The organism is Micromonospora sp. NBC_00421 (assembly GCF_036017915.1).
GTDB lineage: Bacteria > Actinomycetota > Actinomycetes > Mycobacteriales > Micromonosporaceae > Micromonospora.
The window spans coordinates 4,181,605-4,197,411 of sequence record NZ_CP107929.1 but is presented as its reverse complement, the minus strand read 5'-3'; the positions used below and the strand labels follow the sequence as shown (position 1 = coordinate 4,197,411).

16 protein-coding genes and 2 pseudogenes are annotated in these 15,807 nt (G+C 73.6%); 11 read left to right on the top strand and 7 right to left on the bottom strand.

What is annotated here, in order from left to right; genetic code table 11:
- Positions 1-182: 182 nt before the first annotated feature.
- The 10 genes and pseudogenes from rpsP (at position 183) to OHQ87_RS17350 (ending at position 6,308) form a co-directional block, all read left to right on the top strand.
- Complete coding sequence (gene rpsP, locus OHQ87_RS17395) at positions 183-686, top strand: 30S ribosomal protein S16 (RefSeq protein WP_328339113.1); 504 nt, start codon at positions 183-185, stop codon at positions 684-686.
- Positions 661-921, top strand: a complete 261-nt coding sequence (locus tag OHQ87_RS17390) for an RNA-binding protein (protein ID WP_172862164.1) — start codon at positions 661-663, stop codon at positions 919-921. The genes rpsP and OHQ87_RS17390 overlap by 26 nt, the downstream gene beginning before the upstream one ends.
- Before the next feature lie 2 nt (positions 922-923).
- Positions 924-1,517 (top strand): ribosome maturation factor RimM, encoded by a 594-nt coding sequence (gene rimM, locus OHQ87_RS17385; protein WP_328348894.1) that lies wholly within the window; start codon positions 924-926, stop codon positions 1,515-1,517.
- A 16-nt stretch (positions 1,518-1,533) separates the two neighbouring features.
- Positions 1,534-2,322 (top strand): tRNA (guanosine(37)-N1)-methyltransferase TrmD, encoded by a 789-nt coding sequence (gene trmD / locus OHQ87_RS17380; protein ID WP_328339111.1) that lies wholly within the window; start codon positions 1,534-1,536, stop codon positions 2,320-2,322.
- 144 nt (positions 2,323-2,466) lie between these two features.
- Positions 2,467-2,823: a 50S ribosomal protein L19 gene (rplS, locus tag OHQ87_RS17375; protein WP_091245871.1), complete on the top strand. Its 357-nt coding sequence runs from the start codon at positions 2,467-2,469 to the stop codon at positions 2,821-2,823.
- Between the two features lie 193 nt (positions 2,824-3,016).
- A pseudogene (lepB, locus tag OHQ87_RS17370) lies at positions 3,017-3,847 on the top strand (signal peptidase I); the annotation flags it as partial.
- Between the two features lie 149 nt (positions 3,848-3,996).
- Positions 3,997-4,632: a signal peptidase I gene (gene lepB / locus OHQ87_RS17365; protein WP_328339107.1), complete on the top strand. Its 636-nt coding sequence runs from the start codon at positions 3,997-3,999 to the stop codon at positions 4,630-4,632.
- 58 nt (positions 4,633-4,690) lie between these two features.
- Positions 4,691-5,182: an NUDIX hydrolase gene (locus OHQ87_RS17360; RefSeq protein WP_328339106.1), complete on the top strand. Its 492-nt coding sequence runs from the start codon at positions 4,691-4,693 to the stop codon at positions 5,180-5,182.
- Positions 5,176-5,988, top strand: a complete 813-nt coding sequence (locus OHQ87_RS17355; protein WP_328339104.1) for a ribonuclease HII — start codon at positions 5,176-5,178, stop codon at positions 5,986-5,988. The genes OHQ87_RS17360 and OHQ87_RS17355 overlap by 7 nt, the downstream gene beginning before the upstream one ends.
- The gene (locus OHQ87_RS17350) at positions 5,985-6,308 is read left to right on the top strand and encodes a DUF2469 domain-containing protein (protein ID WP_011905215.1); all 324 of its coding nucleotides are present in this window, start codon (positions 5,985-5,987) and stop codon (positions 6,306-6,308) included. The genes OHQ87_RS17355 and OHQ87_RS17350 overlap by 4 nt, the downstream gene beginning before the upstream one ends.
- Positions 6,309-6,368: 60 nt before the next feature.
- Here the strand turns inward: OHQ87_RS17350 and OHQ87_RS17345 are convergent, their stop codons facing one another.
- Positions 6,369-7,475 carry a sulfite oxidase gene (locus OHQ87_RS17345; protein WP_328339102.1) on the bottom strand — a complete coding sequence of 369 codons (1,107 nt, stop codon included), beginning with the start codon at positions 7,473-7,475 and terminating at the stop codon, positions 6,369-6,371.
- A gap of 180 nt (positions 7,476-7,655) precedes the next feature.
- Between OHQ87_RS17345 and OHQ87_RS17340 the strand changes: the two are divergent.
- A pseudogene (locus tag OHQ87_RS17340) lies at positions 7,656-8,201 on the top strand (murein hydrolase activator EnvC family protein); the annotation flags it as partial.
- A 264-nt stretch (positions 8,202-8,465) separates the two neighbouring features.
- On the opposite strand, the gene OHQ87_RS17335 reads toward OHQ87_RS17340, so the two are convergent.
- The 6 genes from OHQ87_RS17335 to OHQ87_RS17310 form a co-directional block, all read right to left on the bottom strand.
- Entirely contained in the window at positions 8,466-9,647 is a 1,182-nt protein-coding gene (locus tag OHQ87_RS17335; RefSeq protein WP_328339100.1) for an aminotransferase class V-fold PLP-dependent enzyme, read from the bottom strand.
- A gap of 171 nt (positions 9,648-9,818) precedes the next feature.
- Positions 9,819-10,817, bottom strand: coding sequence for a tyrosine recombinase XerC (locus tag OHQ87_RS17330; protein WP_328339098.1), 999 nt, complete (start codon positions 10,815-10,817; stop codon positions 9,819-9,821).
- A gap of 124 nt (positions 10,818-10,941) precedes the next feature.
- On the bottom strand, positions 10,942-12,273 hold the full coding sequence (locus OHQ87_RS17325) for a serine hydrolase domain-containing protein (RefSeq protein ID WP_328339096.1): 1,332 nt from the start codon (positions 12,271-12,273) through the stop codon (positions 10,942-10,944).
- 176 nt (positions 12,274-12,449) lie between these two features.
- Positions 12,450-13,628, bottom strand: coding sequence for a DNA-processing protein DprA (locus OHQ87_RS17320; RefSeq protein WP_328339094.1), 1,179 nt, complete (start codon positions 13,626-13,628; stop codon positions 12,450-12,452).
- Positions 13,625-15,145, bottom strand: coding sequence for a YifB family Mg chelatase-like AAA ATPase (locus OHQ87_RS17315; protein WP_328339092.1), 1,521 nt, complete (start codon positions 15,143-15,145; stop codon positions 13,625-13,627). The genes OHQ87_RS17320 and OHQ87_RS17315 overlap by 4 nt, the downstream gene beginning before the upstream one ends.
- A gap of 76 nt (positions 15,146-15,221) precedes the next feature.
- Complete coding sequence (locus tag OHQ87_RS17310) at positions 15,222-15,581, bottom strand: YraN family protein (RefSeq protein ID WP_328339090.1); 360 nt, start codon at positions 15,579-15,581, stop codon at positions 15,222-15,224.
- Positions 15,582-15,807 lie beyond the last annotated feature (226 nt).

Below are 15,807 nucleotides of genomic sequence, written 5' to 3'. Positions count from 1 at the left end.
GTCCGGCGAGCTGTCTGGCACAATAGGTCGCTGGTATCCGACGCGCGTTCGGCGCCCTCTAACCCGGGCGCGTCGTCAGTCCACCCGAGCAGTCTCCGGCCCAACCCCACTGTGCCGGTCGACGCTCACCCGTGCACCGCCCGTAGCCGGGTCGGTGAAATCGCAACAGGAGCGAAACAACTGTGGCCGTAAAGATCCGGCTCCTGCGGATGGGCAAGATCCGCAACCCGCAGTACCGCATCGTCATCGCCGACTCGCGCACCAAGCGTGACGGGCGCGCGATCGAGTTCGTGGGCGTGTACCAGCCGAAGGAAGATCCTTCGATCATCGAGGTCAAGTCGGAGCGGGTCCAGTACTGGCTCTCGGTCGGCGCGCAGCCGAGCGAGGCCGTCCAGCGTCTGCTGGAGCTGACCGGTGACTGGCAGAAGTACAAGGGCCTGCCGGCCCCGCCGCCGCTGAAGGTCGCCGCCGAGCGGGCCGACCGCAAGGCGGCGTACGAGGCCGAGGCGAAGGCCGCTGCCGGCCTGGCTCCGGAGACCCCGGCCAAGCCGGCCCGGAAGGCCGCCAAGACCGAGGCCCCGAAGGCGGAGGCCCCGAAGACCGAGGCCCCGGAGACCCCGGCCGAGAAGACCGAGGCTCCGGCCGAGGCCCCGGCCGCTGCTGCCGACGCCGGTGAGCAGGCCTGACATGCCGCTGCGTCCCGCCCTGGAGCACCTGGTCAAGGGAATCGTCGACCACCCGGACGACGTGCGCGTCCGGATGGTCGACTCCCGTCGGGGCAAGCGGCTGGAAGTCCGCGTGCACCCGGAGGATCTCGGCACGGTGATCGGGCGGTCCGGCCGGACCGCCAAGGCACTGCGTCAGGTGATCGGCTCCATCGGTGGACGCGGGGTACGCGTCGACATCGTCGACTCGTACTGATGCTGCTCATCGTCGGCAGGATCGGCAAGCCGCACGGCATCCGCGGTGAGGTCACCGTGGAGGTGCGGACCGACGAGCCCGAAGCGCGGTTCGCCCCCGGCGCGGTGCTGTGCACCGAGCCGGGGGCGACGCCCCGTGCCGCGCCGCCCCGCGCTGCCGGGGGGTCGGCCACCGAGTCGGCCCCGACCGCCGAGCCGGGGGCGGTGTACGAGGTTCCCGGCGAGCTGACCATCGAGGCGGCCCGCTGGCACCAGGGGCGGATGCTGGTGGCCTTCGACGGGGTGCTCGACCGGGAGACCGCCGAGGCGCTGCGCGGCACCCTGCTCGGGGTGGACAGCGCCTCCGTCGCCCCACCGGAGGACCCTGAGGAGTTCCACGACCACCAGCTGGTCGGTCTGGCCGTGGTGACCCCGGCCGGGGAACACCTCGGCGAGGTGGCCAAGATCGACCACGCGCCCGCCTCCGATCTGCTCGTCCTGCGTCGCCCGCAGGGGCGTACCGCGCTGATCCCGTTCGTCAAGGCGATCGTCCCGGAGGTCGATCTCGCCGGCGGACGCGTCGTCGTCGACCCGCCGGCCGGTCTGCTCGACCTCTAGACCGGAAGCCACCCACATGCGCGTCGACATCGTGTCGATCTTCCCGGAGTACTTCGCCCCGCTGGACCTGTCCCTGATCGGGCGGGCCCGTGAGCAGGGTCTGCTCCGGCTGGCCGTACACGACCTGCGAAGCTGGACCCACGACGTGCACCGCACGGTCGACGACACGCCGTACGGCGGCGGGCCGGGCATGGTGATGCGGCCGGAGCCGTGGGGTGCGGCGCTGGACGCGCTGGCCCCCGACGAGCTGGCCCCGGACGGTCTGACCCTGCCCCGGCTGCTGGTGCCCTCCCCGGCGGGCGAGCCGTTCACCCAGGCGATGGCGCACGAGTTGGCCGCCGAGTCGCACCTGCTCTTCGCCTGCGGCCGGTACGAGGGCATCGACCAGCGGGTGCTGGACCACGCCGCGACCCGGCTGCGGGTCACCGAGGTCTCACTCGGCGACTACGTGCTCTTCGGCGGCGAGGTCGCGGTGTTGGTGGTCCTGGAGGCGGTCACCCGGCTGCTGCCGGGGGTGCTCGGCAACGCCGGTTCGCTTGACGACGAGTCGCACGCCCACGGCCTGCTGGAAGCCCCGATGTACACCAAGCCGGCGAGTTGGCGGGGGCACGAGGTGCCCGAGGTGCTCCGCTCGGGCGACCACGGGCGGATCGCCCGCTGGCGGCGCGACGAGGCGCTGACCCGGACGGCCGCCCGGCGGCCCGACATGATCGCCGCGCTGCCCCCGGAGGTCCTGGACAAACGGGACGTCGTCGCCTTGGAGCGGGGTGGGTTTCCGCTGCCCGCGGAGGATGTGGCAAAGTAGGGGGGTTGCCGCATCCGCCCGCGCCCGTGGGTGGCTGCGAGGATTCCCGACCGGGGTCGGCCCGGCCGACCACCGTCCGGGGATCAGAATCACCCATCCGCGCACCGACTGACGGTGCGCCGTGAGCATCACGAGGACGCAGCGATGAACATCCTGGACGCCCTTGACGCCCAGTCGAAGCGCACCGACCTCCCCGACTTCCGTGCCGGTGACACCGTCAAGGTGCACGCGCGGGTCGTCGAGGGCAACCGGTCCCGGGTCCAGATCTTCCAGGGCGTCGTCATCCGCCGCCAGGGTGACGGTCTGCGCGAGACCTTCTCGGTCCGCAAGGTCAGCTTCGGGGTGGGTGTGGAGCGGACGTACCCGATCAACGGCCCCGGCATCGACCGGATCGAGATCGTGACCCGTGGCGACGTGCGCCGGGCCAAGCTCTACTACCTGCGCGAGCTGCGCGGCAAGAAGGCCAAGATCAAGGAGAAGCGGGAGAAGCAGCCCAGCTGACTTCCCGATCGCCACGCCGCCTGAGCTGCGCGGATGTCGTATCGACCAGAGCGCATTACGCTGATCGGTACGGGCGCAGACCGGCAGGTGGCACCGCGACCCAGGTTGCGGTGCTCCGATCGTCCACTGCCGCCCGTGGGGCCTCGACGAGGCTCCCGGGCGGTAGTGTCGTTTCTGCGGACCGGGGAGTGGCGTGGTGCAGGTGCTTGACTCGAACGAGACAGCCGACCCGTGGCGTCGGCGGGCCCGGCCCACCCGTCGGCAGATGCCCCTCTGGCAGGAGTTGCCGCTCCTGTTGATCGTGGCCTTCTGTCTCGCGGTGCTGATCCGCACCTTCCTGCTCCAGGCCTTCTTCATCCCGTCCAGTTCGATGGAGGACACCCTCCTCATCGGCGACCGGGTCCTGGTCAACAAGGTCGTCTACGACGTCCGCGACCCGCTGCGCGGCGAGGTGGTGGTCTTCCGGGGCACCGACAAGTGGGTCGCCCAGGAGAGCCCCGCGCCACCGACCGGCGCCGCCGGCAAGATCGGGCGTACCCTCGGCGACCTGATCGGCGTGAGCCGTCCCGGTGAGAAGGACTTCATCAAGCGGGTGATCGGGGTGCCCGGCGACCGGGTCAAGTGCTGCGACGACCAGGGTCGGGTGCTGGTCAACGGCATCCCGTTGGACGAGCCCTACGTGGTGCGCGACTCGCCCCTGGACGTGCCGCCGAACCCGAAGGAGTGCCGGTCCCGCCGGTTCGACGAGGTGGTCGTACCCCCCGGTCAGATCTTCGTGATGGGTGACCACCGGTTGGTCTCCCAGGATGCCCGCTGCCAGGGCCCGGTGCCGATCGACAACGTGGTGGGCCGGGCGTTCATGGTGGTGTGGCCGTCGTCCCGGTGGACGTCGTTGCCGGTGCCGGCCACCTTCGAACGGCTGGCCGGCTCCGCCGCTGCGCCCGCTCCGGCGCCGGTGCGGCCCACCCCGTCCGGTGACGTGGCCCTGCTCCTCCCGGTCGTCGCCCTGCTCTCCGCCGTCGCCCGGTCCGGGCGGCAGGTGTGGCCGCGCGGTCCCGGAGGCTCCGGCGGGCCACCGCGTCTGTGCCGGGACCGGCCCTGGCATTCCCGGTGCCCGGACCACCTCCGGCGTTCCGGGCGGCCCGTTCGGCTCCGGCGACGTAGGCTCCACCCGTGATTGACGAGCAGACCGAAAAGCCGCGTAGCTCCTTCTGGAAGGAGCTGCCCATCCTCCTGGGCGTCGCGATCCTGGTGGCGGTGCTGGTCCGCGCATTCGTGCTGCAGACCTTCTTCATCCCGTCCCCGTCCATGGAGAACACCCTCAAGATCGACGATCGGGTGCTGGTCAACAAACTGGTCTACGACTTCCGCTCACCGCACCGTGGCGAGGTGGTGGTGTTCAAGGCCCCGACCGAGTGGAGCGGCAACCCCGACGGTGAGGACTTCATCAAGCGGGTGATCGGGGTCGGCGGCGACCACGTGGTCTGCTGCGACGCGCAGGAGCGGCTGACGATCAACGGCAGGTCCCTCGACGAGCCGTACGTCTACTCCGCCAACGGGCAGCAGGACAAGCCCGCCGACCAGGAGTTCGACATCACCGTCCCGCCGGGGCGGCTCTGGGTGATGGGTGACCACCGTTCGGCCTCCGGCGACTCCCTGGAGCACTGGCAGCAGTCAGGTCGCAACATCGACAGCGCCACCATCCCCGAGGGCGAGGTGGTGGGCCGGGCCTTCACCGTCTTCTGGCCGTTCGACCGGGCCACCTGGCTGACCGTGCCCAAGTCGTTCGACGGGATTCCCAACCCCTGAACCGGTTCGGCCCGCCGGGGCGTGGCCGACAGCAGGTGTCGTCTGGCAGGCTAATACGGTGACCGTCTTCCACCCCCGGCGCGCGGCACGCGTGCTGCTCGTCGACGCGTCCGGCCGGGTGCTCCTCTTCGCCGGCACCGATCCGGCCCGTCCGGGTCACCGGTACTGGTTCACCCCCGGCGGTGGGCTCGCCCCGGGGGAGTCCGCGGCGGCCGGTGCGGCCCGCGAGTTGGCCGAGGAGACCGGGCTGCGGCTGACCCCGGCCGAGCTGGGCGCGACGGTCCGGTACGAGACGATCGAGTTTCCCTTCGACGGCGTGTGGTACCGCCAGGAACAGGAGTTCTTCGTGGTCCGGGTGCCCGCCTGGGAGGTGGACACGGCCGGTTTCGACGAGATCGAGCGGGCCAGCGTCACCGGGCACCGCTGGTGGTCGGCGGCCGAGCTGGCCGACACCGCCGAGCGGTGCTACCCGGCCGACCTGTCGGCCCTGCTGGCGCGGGTGCTGGACGGCGACGCCGCCACGGTCCCGGTTCCGGGGGCGTCGTGCTGACCCCGCCGCGCACGGTGGTCCGCCGCGACGGTGGGCTCTACGCGCTGGAGCGGGCCCTGCAACGCCGCGGCTTCCGGCACGTCGCCGGGGCGGACGAGGCCGGCCGGGGGGCCTGCGCCGGCCCGCTGGTGGCCGCCGCGGCGGTGCTCCCCGAGGGGCGGCGCGGTGAGGTAGAGGGACTTGCCGATTCCAAGCTGCTCACCCCGGCGAGCCGGGAGCGGGTGTACGCCGAGGTGGTCACCCGCGCCCTGGCGTACTCGGTGGTGGTCATCCCGGCCGAGGAGGTCGACGCCCGGGGGCTGCACGTGTGCAACCTGGCCGCGATGCGCCGGGCCCTGGCCTTGCTGACCACCCGGCCGGACTACGTCCTCACCGACGGCTTCGGGGTGGACGGGTTGGACGTGCCGGGGCTGGCGGTCTGGAAGGGCGACCGGGTGGCGGCCTGCGTGGCGGCGGCCAGCGTACTGGCCAAGGTCACCCGGGACCGGCTCATGGTGGAGCTGGACGGACGCCATCCGGGCTACGGCTTCGCCGAGCACAAGGGGTACGCCACGGCCGAGCACACCGAGGCGCTGCGCGAGCGCGGGCCCTGCGTGGAGCACCGGTTCTCGTACGTCAATGTGGCTGCCGTCTCCGGCCGGGAGGGCGCCCCGCCCCGGGCCCGCCGGCCGTTCGACGCAGCTGCTCCCGAGCCGATGGAGCGCTCGGGCTCGTCAGGGGGTACCGTCGGCGTGGCGTTGGGCGAGCAGCCTCGGCCTCCGGCACCGGTGGGGGAAGATGTGGTCATGGAAGGCGGAGTGCGATGAGCGCGGAAGATCTCGAGAAGTACGAGACCGAGATGGAGCTGCAGCTCTACCGGGAGTACCGCGACATTGTCCGTCAGTTCTCCTACGTGGTGGAGACGGAACGCCGCTTCTACCTTGCCAACCAGGTGGACCTGCACGTGCGCAACTCCGACGGCGAGGTCTACTTCGAGGTCGAGATGCACGACGCCTGGGTCTGGGACATGTACCGCCCCGCCCGCTTCGTCAAGAACGTCCGGGTGATGACGTTCAAGGACGTCAACGTCGAGGAGTTGGAGAAGCCCGACATCTCGCTGCCCGCCGACTCGGGCTTCGGTAGCTGATCCCCGCCCCGCGTCGGCATCCCACCCGCCGACGCCGGGCCGGGGCTCGCCCCGCCGGCCTCACTCCGCGACGACGAGCACGTCCAACCGCTGGACGAGGTTGTTGGCGAAACCACCCCGGTTCCACTCCTGCTCCACCGGCTGGGTACGCCCCGACGCGTCGGTCGCCCGCGCCCCGAGCGAGTAGCGGCCGGGCTGCGGCGTCCACTCGTACCGCCAGCGTCGCCAGGACCATTCGCCGCCGCTCGGTGGGTCCAGGGTGGCCGGCGTCCAGCTCACCCCGCCGTCGGTGGTCACCTCCACCGCCACCACCGGGCCGTGACCCGACCAGGCCCGTCCGTCCACGGTGCACGGCGCGGGACGCAGCACCCTGCTGCGGGACATGAAGTCCGGGAAACCCGGTGGCCGGACCAGCGCCCGGGGTTCGATCCGGGTCACCGGCACCCCCGGGTCGTCGGCATCGCGTCGCAGCCGGTAGGCCACCGCGTTCTGGTAACCGTCGAACTCCCCGGTCAGCACCGTGATCGAGCGCAACCACTTGACGTGCGCCATGCCGTACCAGCCGGGGACGATCAGCCGCAGCGGTGCGCCGTGCTGGGGCAGCAGGGGAGCGCCGTTCATCTCGTACGCCAGTAGCACCTCCTCGCGGAGCGCGTCGGCGACCGGCAGGGCCCGCTGGTAGTCCTGTTCGACCCCGCGCTCCACGCCGTGGTCGGCGCCGGTGAACACCACGTCCACCGCCTCGGGGGCGAGCCCGGCCTCACGCAGCAACGGCGCCAACGGGGTGCCGGTCCACTCGGCGTTGCCCACGGCCTCCACCAGCCACGGCTGGCTGACCGGGCGGGGGTGCAGCAGCGCTCGGCCGTTGCCGGCGCACTCCAGGGTGACCCGGCGGGTCACCCGGGGGCGCTCGCGCAACTCGGCCGGCCCGAGCCGGAGCGGCCGACGTACCGCGCCGTCCACGGTCAGCGGGTGGGTCACCGGGTCGAGATCGGGGATGTCGTAGTGGATGAGCAGGTAGTGCAGCCCGGCCGGGGTGACGTCGTAGCGCAGCGCTTCGAGCGGGATGCCGTGGTTGCGGGCGGCGAGCTGGAGCTCCTCCGGGCTGATCGCCTCGGTCGCCCCGGCGACCCGCGACGGCCGGCTCACCTCGTCCATGGTGGTCATCGGTGGCCTCCCGGTCGGCACCCGCCTGTGATGCCGCCAGCCTAGACCGGCGGACCCCCGCCGCCCGGTGTGTCATAGCAGATCGACGGGCCGGGCGGGCCTTGTCCACAGCCGGTCCCTTCGTCCACAGCGGACAACCGGTCCGTGGCACCGGTCGGCCGATCCGGACATGCTGCGGTGATGCTCACAGGACTGCGGCAGACGGTGGCCCTCGGGGTCGCCGTGCTCGTCATCGGCGCCCACTGGCTCCCCGGGCGGGCCACCCCGCCACCCTCCGTCCCGACCCGGGTCGAGCCGGCACCGGTGTTCCGGTGGCCCCTCGACGGCCCACCCCGGCCGGTACGCCGGTTCGACCCGCCCCCGCTGCCGTGGCTTCCCGGCCACCGGGGCGTGGACCTCGCCGCCGCGCCCGGCGCCACCGTCCGGGCTGCCGGGGCAGGCACGGTGCTCTTCGCGGACATGGTGGCCGGCCGGCCGGTGGTCACCGTCGGCCACCCCGGGGGTCTGCGGACCACCTACGAGCCGGTCCACCCCGAGGTCCACCCCGGTGACGTCGTGGCGGCCGGCGCGCCGCTGGGCGTGTTGCTGGCCGGGCATCCGGGTTGCCCCACGGCGAGGGCCGCCGCCCCGACCGGGAGCTGCCTGCACTGGGGGGCGCGGCGGGGCCCGGAATACCTCGACCCGCTGGCCCTGTTGGGGCTCGGCCCGGTCCGCCTGCTGCCGGTGGCCGCACGCGTCGACGTGGGCTTCTCCCAGGACGACGGTTCGGGCCGGGCCGGCGACGTCGACGGTCGGCGGCCCCGGGACGGCGACGCCGCCTCCGGGCGTCGACTGACCCGGGGCGACGACTCCGACACCGGTCGGCGGTGGGGCGAGGGGCCGGACGGGGTTGCCCGGCGGGAGGGGTGGGCACCCTGCCGCTGTGGTCAGCGCCCCGGCATCCGAGCAGCCCCGACCAGTCGACCCCCGACCGGCCAGCCTCCCGGCCAGTCAGCCCTTGGCCAGCAACGCCGGCAGCCGGGCCGCCAACCGCTCGTACTCGTCGGGGGCGTTGTAGACCTGGCCGCAGAGCCGGAGCCAGCCCTGACCGTGCCAGGCCATCACCGACACCTCGGTGGCGAGCCGCTCGGCGATCCGGGTCCGTAACGCCCCCGCCTCCTCCAGGGTGCCGGCGATGCCCGGTGGTAACGGCACGACCCGCATCGCCACCCCCGGCCCGCCCGGGTCGGGCAGGTCGGCCGGCGGCACCCCGAGCGCGTCCCCGACCACCCGCTGCCCGTACGCGGCCAGTGCGGCGTTGTGCGCGCGGACCCGGTCCACCCCGAGGCTACGCAGCGTGTAGAGGCCGGCCGGGGCGCTCAGCCAGCCGGTGTAGTCGAGGGTGGCCTGCCATTCGACGTTTCCCGGGAAGCCGCTCGGCTGCTGCCAGGAGACCACCAACGGCTCGATCCGCTCCCGCCACGACGGGGCGACCACCAGGACCGCGGTGCCGCGCGGGGCGTACCCCCACTTGTGCAGGTTGCCCACCCAGAAGTCTGCCCCGATCGCGTCCACCTGGACCGGCAGCATCCCCGGCACGTGCGCGGCGTCCACCAGCACGGGAATGCCGTGTTCCCGGGCCACGGCCACCAGCGCGGCGACCGGCAGCACCCGGGCCGTGGCCGAGGTGAGCTGGTCGACCACCAGCAACCGGGTCCGCCCCGGCCGCAGCCCGGCCCGGACGATCTCCACGAGTTGCCCGTCGGTGGCCGACCGGGGCAGATGCAGGCTCCGGGTGGTGGCACCGGTACGCCGGCACTCCCGGGCGACTGAGTAGTTCACCGCGCCGTACCCGTGGTCGGTGCCGAGCACCTCGTCGTCGGGGCGCAGGCCGAGCGACTGGAGCACCACGGCCACCCCCGTGGTGGTGTTGCCGACCAGGGCGGTGCCCTCCGGATCGGCGCCGAGGAAGGTGGCCAGGTGCCGCCGGGTGTGGGCCAGCCGGTCGACAAGCGCCTGGCCGAAGAAGCGCTGTGGGTTGGCTTCCATCTCGTCGCGCAGCCGCTGCTGGGTCCGCTGCACCCCGATCGGCACCGCGCCGAACGCGCCGTGGTTGAGATAACTGACCGAGGGGTCGAGGGTGAAGAGCAGTCGGGCCCCGGGAATCGGCTCGGGCGGCGGCGGGACGCTCATCCGATGATCGTAGCCGGCACCCCGGTGACCGGCGGACCGATCGTCGCCGGTCACTGCGACCCGTCTGCGTGACGCGCCTGGCCCGGCGTGCGCCTGGCCCGGCGTGCGCCTGGCCCGGCGTGCGCCTGGCCCGGCGTGGGTCAGGCCCGGGGTGGGTCAGGCCCGACGTGGTCAGGCCCGGGGGTGGGCCTGGCGGTAGGCGGCGCGCAACCGCTCCACCGACACGTGGGTGTAGATCTGGGTGCTCGCCAGGGAGGAGTGCCCCAGCAGCTCCTGCACCGCCCGCAGGTCCGCGCCGCCGTCCAGCAGGTGGGTGGCCGCCGAGTGGCGCAGCCCGTGCGGGCTGGTCGGCGGCAGCCCGGTGGCCCGGGCGTAACCGGCGACGATCCGGCGGGCCGTCGTGGGATGGAGCCGCCCGCCCCGGGTGCCGAGGAACAGCGCCCGGTCGGAGGTCGGGCCGGCCAGTTCGGGCCGGCCGACCGCCAACCACCTGTCGATCGCCCGCTGGGCCGGCAGCCCGTACGGGACCGTCCGCTCCCGGTTGCCCTTGCCGAGGACCCGGACCACCAGGCGTTCGTGGTCGACGTCAGTGGCGTCCAACCCGCACACCTCGCTGATCCGCGCGCCGGTCGCGTAGAGCAGTTCGAGCAACGCCCGGTCGCGCAACAGGACCGGATCGGCCGCCGTGGCCGTCCCCGGCGACCCGGGGCCACCGGCACCGCCCGGTCCGGAAGACCCGCCGTCGCCCGGGGCCTCGACGAGGGTGGCGGCCTGGTCGGCGCGGAGCACGACCGGCAGCTCCCGACGGGCCTTCGGGGTGGCCAGCGGGGCGGCTACATCCGTGGCCAGCAGGCCGGACCGGTGCGCCCAACCGCTGAAGGTACGCGCCGCGGCGGCCCGCCGGGCCGACGAGCTGTGCGCCGCGCCTGTCGTCCGCTGCTTCGCCAGCCAGCTACGCAGCACGCCCAGCTCCAGGTCGGCGGGCTCGGCACAGCCCATCCGGACGGCATGGTCGAGCAGCGAGACCAGGTCGGCCACGTACGCCCGGACGGTGTGCGCGGACCGGTTGCGCACCTGGGCGAGGTGGGCGGCGAACTCGTCCACCGCGTCCCGCATCGCCGGGGGAAGCGCCTGGTGGGTGACCCGGGTGCCCGCACCGCGTCGACTCATCGAGCCGCCTCCGCAGTGGTCGACAGGTGGCGACGCCCGCACGTCGGCGGTGACCGACGGGGGAGCGAGCGGTCGTCCGGGGCCACCCGCACAGCTTACGGACGCCGGCGGGCAGGGCGACGGCTCAGGCGAACGTGTCGGCCACGGCGACCCGGGCCGGGTCCGGGTCGGCCCAGCTCCAGTTCGGGTGGGCGCGGTTGGTGAGCAGCACCAGCACCCGGCGTCGGTCGGGCTGGACCAGGAACGAGGTGCCGGTGAACCCGGTGTGCCCGAAGGTGGTGGTGCGGGCGAGCTTGCCCATGAACCAGGGCTGGTTGAGCACCACGCCGAGGCCGTGGTCGGAGGTGCGGTTCGGCCGGTCCGGGTCGACGGCGGGCAGCCCGGTGTTGGCGTTGCGCAGCATCCGGGCGACGGTGCCCTCGGCGAGGATCCGCTTCCCGCCGTAGCTGCCGCCGTCGAGCAGCAGCTGCCCGATGACCGCGACCTCCTCGGCGGGGGCGAAGATGCCGGCGTGGCCGGCGATGCCGCCGAGGTGGTTGGCGACGTCGTCGTGCACCACGCCCCGCAGCAGCCCCCGGGAGGAGCGGGCGTCGGTGGCGACCAGCCGGTTGGCCCGGTCGGCCGTGCCGAGCCAGGTGTTGGGGTTGAACCCGGTGTGGCGCAGCCCCAACGGGGTGGTCAGGTGGGTCTTCAGGGCCCGGTCGAGGCTGAGCCCGGTGACCTTCTCGACGATCTTCCCGGCCACCATCAGGCCGACGCTGGAATAACGGAACACGGTGCCCGGAATGGCACCGCTGACCAGCGGCGTGGTCAGCACCGCGCGCCACCGCTCGGCCATCGTCGCGTAACCGGTGACCTTCGCACCGACCGGCAGGCCGCTGGTGTGGGCCAGCAGCATCGCCACGGTGACGGTGGACTTGCCGGTGCCGGTGAACTCGGGCAGGTAGCGCACCACCGGCGCGTCCAGGTCGATCCGGCCGGCGTCGACCTGTTGCAGGGTGAGGATCGCGGTGTAGACCTTGGTGAGCGAGGCCAGGTCGAAGATCGAGTCGGGGCGCATGGCGACCCGTTTCGCCGCGGGCAGCAGCACCGGCCCGGCGTCGTAGCGCAGCGCCTCACCGACCGCCAGGTGGTCGGTCGGCTCACCGTCGGTCACCGCCAGCACCACCGCCCCGGCGTACGTCGGATGCTTCGGGTTCTCGGTGGTGGGCTGGAGGTAACGCTGGAGCGCCACGGTGAGGGTACGCGGCTTGCTGGCCGGGACCGGGGCGGTGCCCCGGGCTGCGGCTCCCGCACGGTTGGCCGCCGCAGCACCCTGGCCGCCCTGCGTACCGTCACCCGGCACGGCGGTGGCCCAGGAGCCGGCCGGCCCGGTGGGCGGGTTCTTGGCGCAGCCGGCCAACCCGAGGGCGGCGGCGAACCCGAGACCGAGCACGGAACGACGGGGAATCGACACGGTAGCGATCATCGCACCCGTGTCGACCACGGGGCCAGCGCGACCGACGGCCTGCACCGACCTAGCCCTTCCGTTGTGGACGAGAGGCCTCACCCGCGGCCGATGAATAGCGGTGAATCCGCTGCTCGTCAAGCTGTTGAACGACCGGTGGGGTCGAACTGCTCACCGAGGCATCCTCAACCCCTGGACGATTGCGGTCGGGTGAGGGCGTAACCGTCGTCGCGGCGGGTCACCAGGCCCAGCTCCTCCAGCAGGGCGAGCTTGCGCAACGCCGTCCGGACCGGCACGCCGGCCCGGGCGGCGAGCGCGTCCGCGCCGATCGTGCCGCGTCGGGGCATCGACTCGCGCAGCATGGCCGCCTCGTCGTCGAGGACGTCCGTCGGGCGTTCCGCGCCCCTGGCCGGTGGTGCCAGGTCCGCCCCGATCCGACCCACCTCCTCCAGCACGTGCGCGAGCCCGGTGACGAGTCGGGTGTGCGCGTAGTCCCGCAGCAGTTCGTGCGCGCCGACGGACAGCGCCGAGGTGACCGGGCCGGGCACCACCATCGCCGGTCGTCGCAGGGCGATCGCGCGGTGCATGGTCTGGGCCGCGCCGCTGCGTGCCGCCGCCTCCACCAGCACGCTGCCCCGGGTGCCGGCGGCGATCACCCGGTTACGGATCAGGAAGCGGGGACGCAACGGCTCCGCTCCCGGCAACCACTCGCTGATCAGCAACCCGGTCTCGGCGATCCGGTCGAACAGCGCGGAGTTGCCCATCGGGTAGGGGCGGTCCACCCCACCGGCCAGCACCGCCACCGTCACCCCACCGGCGTTCAACGCGCCCCGGTGGGCGGCGGCGTCGATGCCGAACGCGCCGCCGGAGACCACCGTCCACTCCCGGTCGGCCAGGCCGTACCCGAGCTCGGTGGCGACGTGTACGCCGTACCCGGTGGCGGCCCGTGCGCCGACCACCGCGACCGAGCGGTCCAGCACCTCGGCCAGCGGCCACCCGCCGCGTACCCAGATGCACAGTGGTGGGGCGGTCTCCCGGTCGACCTTCCGGCTCGCCCCGGGCAGCACCAGCCGTTCCAGGTCGCCCAGCGGGGCGGGCCACTCGTCGTCCGGCGGCGCGATGATCCGAGCGCCGAGCCGGTCGGTGAGCGCCACCGCCTCGGCGGCCACCGCCCGGGGATCCCCCGCGTGCAGCCGGGCCGCCACCGCCGCCCGCAACGTCTCGTCGGGTGCGCCGCCGTCGAGCAGCAGGTCCAGCGTGGCGACTGGACCGAGCCGGCCCACCAGCCGGTGCACCAGCCGGGTGCCCGGCTCGGCCAGCCAGGTGAGCGCCACCCGGGCGTGCAGGTCATCGGTGCTGTTCACACTTCCTCCCCCGTCCGGAGTCCGGTGGCCTCCCGGACATCCTCAAGATCGGGCCGTGTCCGGCTGTCAAGATCGGCGATCGTCCAGGCGAGCCGGATGATGCGGTCGAAGCCCCGGGCAGACAGCGAGCCCCGGTCGAGCCGGCCCCGCAGTTCGGCGGTGGCCCGGCCGGCGAGCCGCCACGGTGGCCGGCGCAGCAGTGGGCCGGGCACCTCCGCGTTGAGCCGGTGCCCGGCCGGCGCCCAACGTTCGGCGGCAGCCCCACGCGCCACCGCCACCCGGGCGGCGACCGCCGCCGACGGTTCGCCGTCGAGGTCGGTGCCCATCAGCTCGGCCGCCCCCACCGGCAGCACCCTGACCTGGATGTCGATCCGGTCGAGCAGGGGACCGGAGAGCCGGCCGAGGTACCGCCGCCGTACCAGCGGGCTGCACTCGCACAGGGCGTCGCCGCCGGGCTTCGCGCAGGGGCAGGGATTGGCGGCCAGGACCAACTGCACCCGAGCCGGGTACCGGGTGCGCCCTCTGGCCCGGGTCAGGTGGACGTGCCCACTCTCCAACGGTTGGCGCAACGCCTCCAGGGCACCCTTGCTGAACTCGGCGGCTTCATCGAGAAACAACACCCCCCGATGGGCCAGCGACACCGCGCCGGGCCGGGCCAGCCCCGAACCACCACCTACCAGCGACGGCACGGTGGCCGAGTGGTGCGGGGCCTGGAACGGCGGCCGGCGCAGCAGTCGCCCGTCCGGCGGTAGCGTGCCGGCGATCGAGTGCAGCGCGGTGACCTCCAGCGCGTCGTCGTCGTCGAGCGACGGCAGGATCGACGGCAACCGCTCGGCGAGCATCGTCTTGCCGGCACCGGGCGGCCCCAACAGGGAGAGATGGTGCCCGCCGGCCGCCGCCACCTCCAACGCCCGCCGGCCCAGTCCCTGCCCGGCGACGTCGGCCAGATCCGGCCCGGACGGCGTCTCGGCGGGGGCGGCGGGCGGCGGCTCCAACAGGGCGGTGCCGTCCCGGACGAAGGCGACGAGCCGGTGCAGGGTGTCCACGGCGCGAACCCGTACCCCGGGGATCACCGCCGCCTCGGCCGCGTTCCCCACCGGAACGACCACCCGGTCCAGGCCGGCCCGCACGGCGGCGGTGACCATCGGCAGCACCCCGCGGACCGGCCGGACCGTGCCGTCGAGGCCCAACTCGCCGAGGACCGCCACCCCCTCCATCGGCAGCAGCGGCAGCTCACCGGCGGCACCGAGCAGCGCGACCGCGATGGCCAGGTCGAACGCCGAGCCGTACTTGGGGAGCGTGGCGGGGAGCAGGTTGAGGGTGATCCGACGGTTGGGCCAGCGCTGGCCCGAGTTGACCACTGCCGCGCGGACCCGGTCCCGTGCCTCGTGCAGGGCGGTGTCCGGCAGACCCGAGATGACCACCGCCGGCAGCCCGGGGGAGAGGTCCGCCTCGACCTCGACCAGATGGCCGGTGACCCCGACCAGTCCGACCGAGAGCACCTTGGCGTAGCTCACCGCGAGGCGCCTCTCGTGCGGTCACCGGTCGTGAGACTGCCGGTCGTGGGGTCGGCGGCGGTGCGGCCGTCGGTCATCAGAAGGCTCCCTTGACATGCTCGACCCGGGCCGCGCCGGCCATCGGCAGTCGGACCGACAGGACGTCGAAGCGCACCTCGTCGGCGGTGGTCCCGGTCTCGGCCAACCACCTGGCGGCGAGGCCGCGCAACCGTCGGGCCTTGGCCGGGACGATCGCCTCGGCGGGGCTGCCGTAGGCGTCGCCCCGCCGGGTCTTCACCTCGCAGAAGGCGAGGACCTGGCCGTCCCAGGCGATGACGTCGATCTCGCCCTCCCGGCAGCGCCAGTTGCGGGCCACCGGGCGCAGCCCGGCCCCGATCAGGTGCCGTACGGCGCACTGTTCGCCGTACGCGCCAACCGCCTGGTTCCGCTTCGTCATGCCCGTCAGGCTGCGGGTGGGGCGGGGACCGGTGCGACACCCGTTTCCGTGCCTGTGGACGACGTGGCGCCCTGTGGACGGCCGGACGATCAAGGTCCTGGCGTGGTATGGGCGTCCGGGTGAACTCCCGCCCTGGTGGCCGACCGCACCGGCCTGCCCGCTGAGGTCACCCACGCCGGCCCTGTCCGTCGAGGTGGCCCGCGCCGGGTGCCCTGACGGCCAGTCC

Excerpts from the sequence above, each read along its gene's own strand:
- trmD (WP_328339111.1), top strand. The coding sequence starts at position 1,534 with ATGCGCGTCGACATCGTGTCGATCTTCCCGGAGTACTTCGCCCCGCTG.
- rplS (WP_091245871.1), top strand. The coding sequence starts at position 2,467 with ATGAACATCCTGGACGCCCTTGACGCCCAGTCGAAGCGCACCGACCTC.
- OHQ87_RS17350 (WP_011905215.1), top strand. The coding sequence starts at position 5,985 with ATGAGCGCGGAAGATCTCGAGAAGTACGAGACCGAGATGGAGCTGCAG.
- OHQ87_RS17345 (WP_328339102.1), bottom strand. The coding sequence starts at position 7,475 with ATGACCACCATGGACGAGGTGAGCCGGCCGTCGCGGGTCGCCGGGGCG.
- OHQ87_RS17335 (WP_328339100.1), bottom strand. The coding sequence starts at position 9,647 with ATGAGCGTCCCGCCGCCGCCCGAGCCGATTCCCGGGGCCCGACTGCTC.
- OHQ87_RS17330 (WP_328339098.1), bottom strand. The coding sequence starts at position 10,817 with ATGAGTCGACGCGGTGCGGGCACCCGGGTCACCCACCAGGCGCTTCCC.
- OHQ87_RS17310 (WP_328339090.1), bottom strand. The coding sequence starts at position 15,581 with ATGACGAAGCGGAACCAGGCGGTTGGCGCGTACGGCGAACAGTGCGCC.